The organism is Streptococcus sp. 1559 (genome assembly GCF_013276735.1).
Classification (GTDB): domain Bacteria; phylum Bacillota; class Bacilli; order Lactobacillales; family Streptococcaceae; genus Streptococcus; species Streptococcus pseudopneumoniae.
Map to the genome: position 1 here is coordinate 1 of NZ_VMLO01000112.1, position 12,168 is coordinate 12,168.

Annotated in this window: 11 protein-coding genes and 3 pseudogenes; 12 read left to right on the forward strand and 2 right to left on the reverse strand. The window is 42.0% G+C overall.

Translation table 11 applies throughout. The features are described 5' to 3' along the window. Positions 1-479 precede the first annotated feature (479 nt). From HT688_RS10720 to pnuC, 5 genes and pseudogenes are all read left to right on the forward strand, one after another. Positions 480-923 carry a MarR family winged helix-turn-helix transcriptional regulator gene (locus HT688_RS10720; RefSeq protein WP_000655206.1) on the forward strand — a complete coding sequence of 148 codons (444 nt, stop codon included), beginning with the start codon at positions 480-482 and terminating at the stop codon, positions 921-923. Positions 924-960: 37 nt separating this feature from the next. Beyond that, positions 961-1,149, forward strand: a pseudogene (locus tag HT688_RS10725) (nuclear transport factor 2 family protein); the annotation flags it as partial. A gap of 14 nt (positions 1,150-1,163) precedes the next feature. Next, positions 1,164-1,892 (forward strand): ATP-binding cassette domain-containing protein, encoded by a 729-nt coding sequence (locus HT688_RS10730; protein WP_050207779.1) that lies wholly within the window; start codon positions 1,164-1,166, stop codon positions 1,890-1,892. Then, positions 1,885-3,405, forward strand: a complete 1,521-nt coding sequence (locus HT688_RS10735; protein ID WP_050207782.1) for an ABC transporter permease/substrate-binding protein — start codon at positions 1,885-1,887, stop codon at positions 3,403-3,405. The genes HT688_RS10730 and HT688_RS10735 overlap by 8 nt, the downstream gene beginning before the upstream one ends. 344 nt (positions 3,406-3,749) lie before the next feature. Continuing rightward, entirely contained in the window at positions 3,750-4,556 is an 807-nt protein-coding gene (gene pnuC / locus HT688_RS10740) for a nicotinamide riboside transporter PnuC (protein WP_000557779.1), read from the forward strand. 165 nt (positions 4,557-4,721) lie between these two features. Here pnuC and HT688_RS10745 read toward each other — a convergent pair whose 3' ends face one another. Beyond that, the gene (locus HT688_RS10745; protein WP_172923783.1) at positions 4,722-5,258 is read right to left on the reverse strand and encodes a TetR/AcrR family transcriptional regulator; all 537 of its coding nucleotides are present in this window, start codon (positions 5,256-5,258) and stop codon (positions 4,722-4,724) included. 132 nt (positions 5,259-5,390) lie between these two features. Between HT688_RS10745 and czcD the strand changes: the two genes are divergently transcribed. From czcD to HT688_RS10760, 3 genes are all read left to right on the forward strand, one after another. After that, positions 5,391-6,281, forward strand: coding sequence for a cation diffusion facilitator family transporter CzcD (czcD, locus tag HT688_RS10750; protein WP_000645109.1), 891 nt, complete (start codon positions 5,391-5,393; stop codon positions 6,279-6,281). A gap of 243 nt (positions 6,282-6,524) precedes the next feature. Beyond that, a complete protein-coding gene (gene nmlR, locus HT688_RS10755) occupies positions 6,525-6,878 on the forward strand; it encodes a stress response transcriptional regulator NmlR (RefSeq protein WP_001022631.1) in 354 nt (117 codons plus the stop codon). Further along, positions 6,879-7,916 (forward strand): zinc-binding dehydrogenase, encoded by a 1,038-nt coding sequence (locus HT688_RS10760; RefSeq protein WP_000833735.1) that lies wholly within the window; start codon positions 6,879-6,881, stop codon positions 7,914-7,916. A gap of 45 nt (positions 7,917-7,961) precedes the next feature. Here the strand turns inward: HT688_RS10760 and galR are convergent, their stop codons facing one another. Further along, positions 7,962-8,969 (reverse strand): DNA-binding transcriptional regulator GalR, encoded by a 1,008-nt coding sequence (galR, locus tag HT688_RS10765; RefSeq protein WP_172923784.1) that lies wholly within the window; start codon positions 8,967-8,969, stop codon positions 7,962-7,964. Positions 8,970-9,064: 95 nt separating this feature from the next. Between galR and HT688_RS10770 the strand changes: the two are divergent. The 4 genes and pseudogenes from HT688_RS10770 to HT688_RS10785 all read left to right on the forward strand — a co-directional run. Next, a pseudogene (locus HT688_RS10770) lies at positions 9,065-10,150 on the forward strand (galactokinase); the annotation flags it as partial. 18 nt (positions 10,151-10,168) lie between these two features. After that, a complete protein-coding gene (locus HT688_RS10775; RefSeq protein WP_050207790.1) occupies positions 10,169-11,650 on the forward strand; it encodes a UDP-glucose--hexose-1-phosphate uridylyltransferase in 1,482 nt (493 codons plus the stop codon). Positions 11,651-11,719: 69 nt separating this feature from the next. Beyond that, positions 11,720-11,980 (forward strand): annotated as a pseudogene (locus HT688_RS10780) (PaaI family thioesterase); the annotation flags it as partial. Between the two features lie 40 nt (positions 11,981-12,020). After that, on the forward strand, positions 12,021-12,168 hold a 148-nt coding region (locus HT688_RS10785; protein WP_240148175.1), incomplete at its 3' end, for an IS630 transposase-related protein.

The following is a 12,168-nucleotide window of genomic DNA, read 5'->3' on the forward strand; positions in this document are numbered from 1 at the left end:
TAATGGAAGTGGAGCGAAGTGAGGAATCGTCAAACGGTAGGGTATAGGCTGTTTGAAGGGTGCTACGAAAAAGATAGGGTAAGGTGAAATTATAGCGGGATGAAATAAGATATGAACAAATTGATTGGGGGAATTAAATCGCTTTCTATCGATGTTTTAGAAGATACAGTGCCCTAGTCCAACTTCAATATACTATAAAAGAACAGATGGAAGCAATTATGATTGACTTCTATCTTTAAAATAAATGGTCTGATAGGAAAAACGTGACTCCTCATAAAATATAGTATAGTACAGATGGAAGGCTTTTGTAGACTGGAGGACGAAGGAGTTTAGAAACTCTCGTTAAAAGTTAGTTGAACCGGAGTATGGTGATGTAAATCATTATCAAAAATTATTTCTAAATCGAAATAGTTGACAGTTGAAAGGACAAGTGTTACAATTATTCTATTCATTTCGATATCGAAATAATTGGAGGTGTTATGAAAGATAGTCATTTGCTAGCCCATCATATTCGTTTGTTGAATGGGCGGATTTTTCAGAAGTTACTGAGCCAAGATCCTGAGGCTCTTTATAGGGGTGAGCAGGGTAAGATTTTAGCGGTTTTATGGAATAGTAAAACTGGCTGCGCAACTGCGACAGATATCGCGCTTGCGACTGGGCTTGCGAATAATACGCTGACGACTATGATAAAAAAGCTAGAGGAACAAAAGCTTGTAATTGTTAGTCCGTGTGGAAAAGACAAGCGTAAGAAGTATTTAGTTTTAACGGAGTTAGGCAAGTCCCAGAAAGAAGTGGGGCATCGTGTTAGTCAGAAATTGGATACGATCTTTTACAAAGGATTTTCAGAGGAAGAAATTCGGCAATTTGAAGCCTTTCAAGAAAGAATTTTGGCGAATCTGAAAGAGAAGGCAAAAGAGGATTAAAATAGATCAAATTAGCTGTTTATAAGTAAAGGCCGCTTTCGACTTTGTTTTCCAACTCTTAGGACAAGGAAACTATGTGGTTAGTTATGGTCAGACTCAGATTGATGGCCTTGCTTATGCCCAGTACAATATCTTCCGTTTAGAAAATGGAAAAATTGTAGAGCATTGGGACAATAAGGAAGTCATGCCTAAGGTAGAAGACATGACCAATCGAGGAAAGTTTTAAAATGAGGACAAAGAATGATTGAATACAAAAATGTAGCACTGCGCTACACAGAAAAGGATGTCTTGAGAGATGTCAACTTACAGATTGAGGATGGGGAATTTATGGTTTTAGTTGGGCCATCTGGCTCAGGTAAGACGACCATGATTAAGATGATTAACCGTCTCTTGGAACCGACTGATGGAAATATTTATATGGATGGCAAGCGCATCAAAGACTATGATGAGCGTGAACTTCGTCTGTCTACTGGTTATGTTTTACAGGCCATTGCCCTATTTCCAAATCTAACGGTTGCGGAAAATATTGCCCTGATTCCTGAGATGAAGGGCTGGACTAAGGAAGAAATTGCTCAGAAAACAGAAGAGCTTTTGGGCAAGGTTGGTTTACCAGTAGCTGAGTATGGGCATCGTTTGCCTAGTGAACTATCTGGTGGAGAACAGCAACGGGTTGGTATTGTCCGTGCTATGATTGGTCAGCCTAAGATTCTCCTCATGGATGAGCCTTTTTCGGCTCTTGATGCTATTTCGAGAAAACAGTTGCAGGTTCTGACAAAAGAATTGCATAAAGAGTTTGGGATGACAACGATTTTTGTAACCCATGATACGGATGAAGCTTTGAAATTGGCGGACCGTATTGCTGTCTTGCAGGATGGAGAGATTCGTCAGGTGTCGAATCCTGAGACTATTTTAAAAGCTCCTGCAACAGACTTTGTTGCAGACTTGTTTGGAGGTAGTATTCATGACTAATTTAATTGCAACTTTTCAGGATCGTTTTGGTGATTGGTTGACAGCCCTATCTCAACATTTGCAGTTGTCACTTTTGACCTTGTTACTAGCTATTTTGCTTGCGATTCCCTTGGCTGTTTATCTTCGCTATCATGAGAAGTTGGCGGATTGGGTCTTACAGATTGCAGGGATTTTCCAGACCATCCCGTCTCTGGCCTTGTTGGGGCTCTTTATTCCCTTGATGGGAATTGGAACCTTGCCGGCTTTGACAGCACTAGTAATTTATGCGATCTTTCCGATTTTACAAAATACCATCACTGGACTCAAGGGAATTGATCCGAGTCTGCAAGAGGCTGGGATTGCCTTTGGGATGACTAGATGGGAGCGACTCAAGAAGTTTGAAATTCCACTGGCTATGCCGGTTATCATGTCTGGGATTCGGACGGCAGCAGTGTTGATTATCGGTACGGCAACCTTGGCTGCCTTGATTGGTGCTGGGGGACTAGGTTCCTTTATCCTTTTGGGAATTGACCGTAATAATGCCAGTCTGATTTTGATTGGGGCCCTTTCTTCAGCAGTGCTTGCCATTGCCTTTAACTTCCTACTAAAAGTGATGGAAAAAGCAAAATTGCGGACGATTTTTTCTGGTTTTGCCTTGGTGACCATATTGCTTGGTTTGTCTTATAGCCCAGCCCTCTTAGCTCAAAAAGAGAAAGAGAACTTGGTCATTGCTGGGAAATTGGGTCCAGAACCAGAAATTTTGGCCAATATGTATAAGCTCCTCATTGAAGAAAATACCAGTATGACTGCGACTGTTAAACCAAATTTTGGGAAAACAAGCTTTCTCTATGAAGCTCTGAAAAAAGGCGATATTGACATCTATCCTGAATTTACAGGAACGGTGACTGAAAGTTTACTTCAGCCATCACCGAAAGTGAGTCATGAGCCAGAGCAGGTTTATGATGTAGCGCGTGATGGTATTGCCAAACAGGATCATCTAGCCTATCTCAAACCCATGTCTTATCAAAATACCTATGCTGTAGCTGTTCCGAAAAAGATTGCTCAAGAATATGGCTTGAAGACCATTTCGGACTTGAAAAAAGTGGAAGGGCAGCTGAAGGCAGGTTTTACTCTCGAGTTTAATGACCGTGAAGACGGAAATAAGGGCTTGCAGTCAATGTATGGTCTCAATCTTAATGTGGCGACCATGGAGCCAGCCCTTCGCTATCAGGCAATTCAGTCAGGTGATATTCAAATCACGGATGCCTATTCAACCGATGCAGAGTTGGCACGTTATGATTTACAGGTATTGGACGATGACAAACAACTCTTCCCACCTTATCAAGGGGCTCCACTGATGAAAGAAGCTCTTCTCAAGAAACATCCAGAGTTGGAAACAGTTCTCAATAAATTGGCTGGTAAAATTACTGAAAGCCAGATGAGCCAGCTCAACTATCAAGTCGGTGTTGAAGGCAAGTCAGCAGAACAAGTAGCCAAGGAATTTCTACAAGAACAAGGTTTGTTGAAGAAATGATGGGGTAGAGACTTTAAACATACTGAACTCAACTTCCTTAAACGACTAGATAAAAGAATGCTCAGACAATTTCGTCTGGGCTTTTTTGATGTGAGAATGACTGAATGTCACTTAAAATGGAAAGAAAGAGAAAATTTTCATGATTTTCTAAAATTTTACTGTAAAGACAGTTGACTATTCATAAAATAGGTGTATAATATTTTGTGAACTACTTAACAAATAAGGGGTTTCAGCTCATGTCGACTAAGGTTAGAAATCTTGTGTATAGGCAGTTCATTATCTAATAGAGCGTTGCGTCCGAAAGTCTATCCAGACACGGCTCTTTAAAAACAAAAGGAGAAATGATGCATACTTATTTGCAAAAGAAAATTGAAAATATCAAAACAACCCTAGGTGAAATGTCAGGTGGTTACCGTCGTATGGTTGCGGCTATGGCTGATTTAGGATTTTCAGGAACTATGAAGGCTATCTGGGATGACCTCTTTGCCCATCGTAGTTTTGCCCAGTGGATTTATTTGCTGGTTTTAGGAAGTTTTCCTCTCTGGCTGGAGTTGGTTTACGAACATCGTATTGTTGACTGGATTGGGATGATTTGTAGCTTGACAGGGATTATCTGTGTAATCTTTGTATCGGAAGGTCGAGCAAGTAATTATCTTTTTGGCTTGATTAACTCTGTTATTTACCTTATTTTGGCCCTACAGAAAGGCTTTTATGGTGAGGTGCTGACGACACTTTACTTCACAGTCATGCAGCCAATTGGACTTCTAGTTTGGATTTATCAGGCACAGTTTAAGAAGGAAAAGCAGGAGTTTGTCGCGCGTAAACTGGACGGCAAGGGCTGGACAAAGTATCTTTCCATTAGTGTGCTTTGGTGGTTGGCCTTTGGCTTCATTTATCAGTCTATTGGTGCCAATCGTCCCTATCGTGATTCAATCACAGATGCAACCAATGGGGTAGGGCAAATCCTCATGACAGCTGTTTACCGTGAACAGTGGATATTCTGGGCGGCTACCAATGTCTTTTCAATCTATCTCTGGTGGGGAGAAAGCCTGCAAATTCAAGGGAAATATCTAATTTATCTCATTAACAGTCTAGTTGGTTGGTATCAATGGAGCAAGGCAGCTAAGCAGAATACTGATTTACTTAACTAGGAAAAGATGTTTGAAAGTGCTGTTTTGAGATTTCGATTAAAACAGATATAGTTGATAATCAAGGATTTATAGTATGAAAAAGAGGATCGGCGGGTCCTCTTTTGTTGTTGAAAAGATAAAAAACTCAGTAACCTAGAAATAAGACAACTGAGCTTTACTCTATATTCAATTTTTAGGAATGAGAAGGTCTAGATAAAATTGGACAACTTCCTGGTCTGTGAAATCTTGACCTTTTTTGAGCCACCAGGTCAATGTCTCGATAAAGTTGGACACGACCAAGTGTTGGAGGTAAGAAGTAGGTAGACTTGGGTGAGTTTGCTTCAAATCAGCAGCCAGCATGGGATAGACGTGGTGCTCAAGCTCTCTCTGTAGTTGACGGAGGAAATAGTCATTTTTGGAGAATAGTAGACTGGTGATATGGTCTTGGTTTTTCTGAAAATGCAGAAAGAGGTGGGCTAGGTAATCTTCGGTTGAAATGGCTTGCTCTCTTTCAAAAAGATGATGGAAGAGGTAGCGGCAGAGCTGGTCTAGAAGAAGCTCCTTACTCTCATAGTGACAGTAAAAGGTGGATCGTCCCACATCTGCGAGATCAATGGTATCCTGAACAGTAGTGGCCTCGTAACCCTTAGCATTCAAAAGTTGTATAAAAGCTTGATAGATGGCTTTTTTGGTTTTGCTGATACGGCGGTCAATGTTAGTCATATGGACACTTAAGGCAAATTGTTCAGAACTGAATAAAGCTGACGTTTTGCTTCTATCCTTTCTTTGAGTTTTAGTGGATAATGATAATGAACAAGGTGTTCATAAATCTATTATAACAAAGGAATGAGAAATATGAAGGCAAAATATGCTGTTTGGGTGGCTTTTTTCTTAAATTTGACTTATGCCATTGTTGAGTTTATTGCAGGTGGAGTATTTGGTTCTAGCGCTGTTCTTGCTGACTCTGTGCATGACTTGGGAGATGCGATTGCAATTGGAATATCAGCTTTTCTAGAAACAATCTCCAATCGTGAAGAAGACAATCAGTACACCTTGGGCTATAAGCGGTTTAGCCTGCTAGGAGCCTTGGTAACAGCTGTGATTCTCGTAACGGGCTCTGTTCTAGTCATTTTGGAAAATGTCACGAAGATTTTGCATCCGCAACCAGTCAATGATGAGGGGATTCTCTGGTTAGGAATTATTGCGATTACTATCAATCTGTTAGCGAGTCTGGTGGTTGGTAAGGGAAAGACAAAGAATGAGTCTATTCTGAGTTTGCATTTTCTGGAAGATACGCTAGGGTGGGTAGCTGTTATCCTGATGGCGATTGTTCTTCGATTTACGGACTGGTATATCCTAGATCCTCTTTTGTCCCTTGTCATTTCTTTCTTTATTCTTTCAAAAACCCTTCCACGTTTTTGGTCTACACTCAAGATTTTCTTGGATGCTGTGCCAGAAGGTCTTGATATCAAGCAAGTAAAGAGTGGCCTGGAGCGATTGGACAATGTGGCCAGCCTTAATCAGCTTAATCTCTGGACTATGGATGCTTTGGAAAAAAATGCCATTGTCCATGTTTGTCTAAAAGAAATGGAACATATGGAAACTTGTAAAGAGTCTATTCGAATTTTCCTAAAAGATTGTGGTTTTCAAAATATTACCATTGAAATTGATGCTGACCTAGAAACTCACCAAACCCATAAGCGAAAGGTGTGTGACTTGGAACGGAGTTATGAGCATCAACATTAGAAAAAAGTGAAAAATACTTGGGTACTATCTTATTTGGAATAGAGTAATTTCTTTATTATTTAAATATTTCAAAAATTGGTAAGAGAAGAGCATTGTATAAACTCCAGATATATGATTGTTAATGATAAAAATTTTTCGATTAGGTGCAAAATGCTTGACTTGGAGTCAACTCAAAGTTATATAATAAGATAAGTGAGTTAGAGTAGCTTAAACTCAGTGAATGAAAGGAGAGGAGGTTAGCCTATGAATATTAAATCTGCCAGTGATTTGTTGGGAATTTCAGCGGATACGATTCGGTATTATGAACGGGTTGGTCTTGTGCCACCGATTACTCGTACTGCAACTGGGATTCGTGATTTTCAAGATCAGGATATAGAAGCGCTGGAATTTATTAAGTGTTTTCGTTCGACAGGTGTCTCTGTAGACAGTTTAGTTGACTATATGTCGCTCTACCAAAAGGGGGATGAAACGCGAGAGGAGAGGCTTGGTATTTTAGAAGAGGAAAAGAAAAAATTAGAGGAGCGCTTGTCTCAGTTACAGACGGCTTTAAATCGCTTAAATCTCAAAATTAAACTTTATAAGGAAGGAAAATTTTAAATGAAATCAGCAGTATATACAAAGGCAGGTCAGGTTGGACTTGCTAGCATTGAACGTCCGCAAATAATAGAAGCGGATGATGTGATTATTCGTGTGGTTCGTGCGTGCGTTTGTGGTTCAGATTTATGGAGGTACCGTAATCCAGAAACGAAAGCTGGACACAAAAATAGTGGACACGAAGCGATTGGGATTGTTGAAGAAGCTGGGGAAGCCATTACGACGGTGAAACCAGGTGATTTTGTGATTGTCCCTTTTACACATGGATGTGGTGAGTGTGATGCCTGTCTTGCTGGATTTGACGGTTCTTGCGACAATCATATTGGCAATAATTTGGGGGGTGATTTTCAGGCAGAATATATTCGCTTCCACTATGCAAACTGGGCGCTGGTTAAAATCCCTGGTCAACCTTCTGACTATACAGAAGGGATGCTCAAGTCCCTTTTGACTCTTGCAGATGTCATGCCGACAGGCTATCATGCGGCGCGTGTTGCAAATGTTCAAAAAGGGGACAAGGTTGTTGTTATCGGTGATGGGGCTGTTGGTCAATGTGCTGTCATCGCGGCTAAGATGCGTGGAGCATCACAAATTATCCTTATGAGCCGTCATGAAGACCGTCAAAAGATGGCTATGGAGTCAGGTGCGACAGCTGTTGTTGCAGAACGTGGTCAAGAAGGAATTACCAAGGTGCGTGAAATCCTCGGTGGAGGAGCAGACGCAGCACTTGAATGTGTTGGTACGGAGGCTGCTATAGAACAGGCGCTAGGTGTTCTTCATAATGGAGGGCGTATGGGCTTTGTAGGAGTCCCACACTATAATAATCGTGCTCTTGGTTCGACATTTATGCAAAATATCTCTGTAGCAGGTGGGGCAGCTTCTGCTACAACATACGATAAGCAATTTTTACTAAAAGCCGTCCTTGATGGTGATATCAATCCAGGTCGCGTCTTTACTTCAAGTTATAAACTGGAAGATATCGACCAAGCCTACAAAGATATGGATGAACGTAAGACAATTAAGTCTATGATTGTAATCGAATAAAAAACGAATAGGAGTTTTAGAACTCTATTCGTTTTTTATGTTATCCTATTCTTGATTTAGGGTACTTTCTCTTAATGTCAGTTTGGTTCCCAACATGGTCAGGCTAGGTATTTTCCGACCGTGGAGTACTTCTTTGTTAAGAATATCCATACCTGCTCGCCCCATTTCTTCAGTATAAACTGTGATGCTGGAGAGGGGAGGATAAACCTGCTTGGTCAGGCTGGTGTCGTTAAAGGAAATGAGGCTGACACGGTCTGGTAGGCTGATTCCAGCTTCTTGGAGCGCACGAAGGGCACCGATGGCTAAACTATCGCTGGCTGCGAAAAATGCTGGTGGGAGTTGGTCTCCCAAGCTCTGAATGGCTTCCTTCATCAAGTCATAGCCAGACTGGGCAGTAAAGTTTCCTTGAAAGACCAGTTCATCATGATAGATTCCTTTTGCTTGACTGTAGTTTCTGAAATTTTCCAGCCGCTTATCCTGAATGATTTCTTCTTGGTCAGTTGTTTCTTCAAGGCCTGTTAGAATCCCGATACGGTCCATTCCTTGGCTGAGGAAATAATCGACAACCTGTTTCATGGCAGTGTAAAAGTCCGTAATAATACAAGTATGCCCCAGAGAAAGTGTATCACTGTCTAGAAAGACCAGGGGTTTTTGGTATTCTTCAAAGGCAGAAATCTGAGCTCGACTAAACTTTCCGATGCAGAGAATTCCAATCACTTCCTCGCTTAGGGTAAAAGGGTGGTCATTAAAATAGCGCAAGATATCGTAGTCCAACTCTTGGGCTCTTTTTTCTATTCCTAGGCGAATCTGGTAGTAGTAGAGGTCGTCTAGCTCCCCTTGTTCGCTGCCCCATTGAATAATGGCAATCTTTTGCTTGGGTTTATGGGACTCGCCTGTCTTGAGGTGCTTGGTGTAGCCCAGCTCTTCAGCAACGGTTAAAATACGGTGTCTGGTTTCTTCTGTAACAGATAGGCTCTGGTCGCGGTTGAGGACACGGGATACGGTCGCGATAGAGACAGAGGCTAGCTGTGCAATGTCTTTTAAGGTAGCCATAAATCCTCCTTGATTAGGTTAGTATATCATATTTTTCTTCTTTTTACTGATGTTTTACTAAAATTTTAGTAAAAAGGATTGACCTTGGGAAATTCCTTGGATACATTGGTGAACACACAGACTACAACGGTGGGCACGTTTTTCCTGCTGCTATTTCCTTGGGAACTTACGGTGCAGCTCGTAAGCGTGACGACCAAGTCTTGCGTTTCTACTCAGCTAACTTTGAGGACAAGGGCATTATCGAAGTGCCTCTCGCTGACCTCAAGTTTGAAAAAGAGCACAACTGGACCAATTATCCAAAAGGGGTTCTTCATTTCTTGCAAGAAGCTGGGCACGTGATTGACAAAGGTTTTGATTTTTATGTTTATGGGAATATCCCAAATGGTGCTGGCTTGTCTTCTTCAGCATCCTTGGAGCTCTTGACAGGAGTCGTGGCAGAGCATCTCTTTGATTTAAAACTAGACCGTTTGGATTTGGTTAAAATCGGAAAACAAACAGAAAACAACTTTATCGGAGTCAACTCTGGTATCATGGACCAGTTTGCTATTGGTATGGGGGCTGATCAACGTGCTATTTACCTTGATACCAACACCTTAGAGTATGATTTGGTGCCACTTGATTTGAAGGACAATGTCGTTGTTATCATGAACACCAACAAACGCCGTGAATTGGCGGACTCTAAATACAATGAACGTCGTGCTGAGTGTGAAAAAGCAGTGGAAGAATTGCAAGTTGCCTTGGATATTCAGACCCTGGGTGAATTGGACGAGTGGGCCGTTGACCAATATAGCTATCTAATTAAAGATGAAAATCGTTTGAAACGTGCTCGCCATGCTGTGCTTGAAAACCAACGTACCCTTAAAGCTCAAGCAGCCCTTCAAGCAGGTGATTTGGAAACATTTGGTCGTTTGATGAATGCGTCACACGTTTCTCTGGAGCATGATTATGAAGTAACTGGTTTGGAATTAGATACCCTTGTTCACACAGCTTGGGCACAAGAAGGAGTTCTCGGTGCTCGTATGACAGGGGCTGGTTTTGGTGGCTGTGCCATTGCCTTGGTTCAAAAAGATACTGTTGAGGCCTTTAAGGAAGCTGTAGGCAAACACTACGAGGAAGTAGTTGGATACGCTCCAAGCTTCTATATCGCTGAAGTTGCAGGTGGCACTCGCGTCCTTGACTAGTCAAAAGGAGGCTCTATAGTGACCTTAGTAGATAAATTTGTAACACATGTCATTTCTGAAAGTTCATTTGAGGAAATGGATCGAATCTACCTGACCAATCGTGTTTTGGCACGAGTGGGAGAAGGTGTTTTGGAAGTTGAGACCAATCTGGATAAATTGATTGACCTCAAGGACCAGCTAGTTGAGGAAGCCGTTCGATTAGAGACGATTGAGGATAGTCAGACTGCGCGTGAAATCCTTGGTACTGAACTGATGGACTTGGTGACTCCTTGTCCGAGTCAGGTCAATCGTGACTTCTGGGAAGCCTATGCCTACTCTCCTGAGCAAGCGATAGAGGATTTTTATCAACTCAGTCAGAAAAATGACTACATCAAACTCAAGGCCATTGCTAAAAATATCGCTTATCGTGTTCCATCTGATTATGGAGAACTTGAAATTACCATCAATCTCTCTAAGCCTGAAAAGGATCCGAAAGAGATTGCGGTAGCCAAGTTGGTGCAAGCTAGTAATTATCCTCAGTGTCAACTTTGTTTAGAGAATGAGGGTTACCATGGTCGGGTCAACCACCCAGCTCGCAGCAACCACCGGATTATCCGTTTTGAAATGGTTGGTCAGGAATGGGGGTTCCAGTATTCGCCCTATGCTTACTTTAATGAGCATTGTATCTTTTTAGATGGCCAGCATCGTCCCATGGCCATTAGTCGTCAGAGTTTTGAACGTCTGTTGGCTATCGTAGAGCAGTTTCCAGGATATTTTGCTGGATCTAATGCCGACCTGCCGATTGTGGGGGGCTCTATTCTAACTCACGATCATTATCAGGGAGGCCGTCACGTATTTCCTATGGAATTGGCTCCCTTGCAAAAGACCTTCCGATTTGCTGGTTTTGAGCAGGTCAAGGCTGGAATTATCAAGTGGCCAATGTCTGTCCTACGCTTGACTTCGGATTCCAAAGAGGATTTGATTAACTTAGCTGATAAGATTTTCCAGGAATGGCGTCAGTATTCAGATTCTAGTGTGCAGATTTTGGCAGAGACGGACGGAACACCGCATCACACCATCACACCAATTGCTCGTAAACGCGATGGACAGTTTGAGTTGGACTTGGTCTTACGAGATAATCAAACATCACCAGAACATCCTGATGGCATTTATCATCCTCACAAGGATGTCCAACATATCAAGAAGGAAAATATCGGCTTGATTGAGGTCATGGGCTTGGCTATTTTACCACCTCGTCTGAAAGAAGAGGTGGAGCAAGTCGCTAGCTATCTCGTGGGAGATGGTGATACAGTTGCCGATTATCATCAGGAATGGGCAGACCAACTCAAAGTCCAACATCCAGACCTAGCGGATAAAGAAAAAGCCCTTGAAATCGTCAAGGACTCTGTTGGTGCTATCTTTGCGCGTGTACTGGAGGATGCAGGTGTCTACAAGCAGACAGAACAAGGACAGGCAGCCTTTATGCGCTTTGTGGAGCAGGTTGGAATTTTGCCAGACTAGGAGCTTTCTCCTTGCACAGTCCTATAAAAAGTAGTATCATAGTGTCGTTTGAAATATCAGGAGGAAACAATGAAAGATTTTCATTTTGACGCTATATCTGCCTTTGAAAATTACGAAATTGAACAAATGAGAGATGGTCACGTTGTGGTGACGACCAAAGTAGTGGACTCGTCGCTCAACTACTATGGCAACGCCCATGGTGGTTATCTCTTTACCCTTTGCGACCAGATCAGCGGTTTGGTGCTCATATCTCTGGGGCTTGATGGAGTGACACTCCAATCCTCTATCAACTACCTCAAATCAGGAAAACTTGACGATGTGCTGACTATTATAGTTGCTTAGTTTCAAACAAGCATGTTATAATAAAGCTATGGCATATAGTACAGATTTTAAACAGCGAGCATTAGATTACATCAAAGAGGGGCACAGCCATGTCGAGGCAGCCAAGGTTTTTGATGTTGGCGTCAGAACTCTCTTCACGTGGGAAAAGAACTTACGTGAACAAGGACACTTAGAGA

Coding starts and splice junctions, on each gene's coding strand:
- HT688_RS10745 (WP_172923783.1), bottom strand. CDS start 5,258: ATGACTAACATTGACCGCCGTATCAGCAAAACCAAAAAAGCCATCTAT.
- HT688_RS10730 (WP_050207779.1), top strand. CDS start 1,164: ATGATTGAATACAAAAATGTAGCACTGCGCTACACAGAAAAGGATGTC.
- galR (WP_172923784.1), bottom strand. CDS start 8,969: ATGGCTACCTTAAAAGACATTGCACAGCTAGCCTCTGTCTCTATCGCG.
- pnuC (WP_000557779.1), top strand. CDS start 3,750: ATGCATACTTATTTGCAAAAGAAAATTGAAAATATCAAAACAACCCTA.
- HT688_RS10735 (WP_050207782.1), top strand. CDS start 1,885: ATGACTAATTTAATTGCAACTTTTCAGGATCGTTTTGGTGATTGGTTG.
- nmlR (WP_001022631.1), top strand. CDS start 6,525: ATGAATATTAAATCTGCCAGTGATTTGTTGGGAATTTCAGCGGATACG.
- HT688_RS10720 (WP_000655206.1), top strand. CDS start 480: ATGAAAGATAGTCATTTGCTAGCCCATCATATTCGTTTGTTGAATGGG.
- HT688_RS10760 (WP_000833735.1), top strand. CDS start 6,879: ATGAAATCAGCAGTATATACAAAGGCAGGTCAGGTTGGACTTGCTAGC.
- czcD (WP_000645109.1), top strand. CDS start 5,391: ATGAAGGCAAAATATGCTGTTTGGGTGGCTTTTTTCTTAAATTTGACT.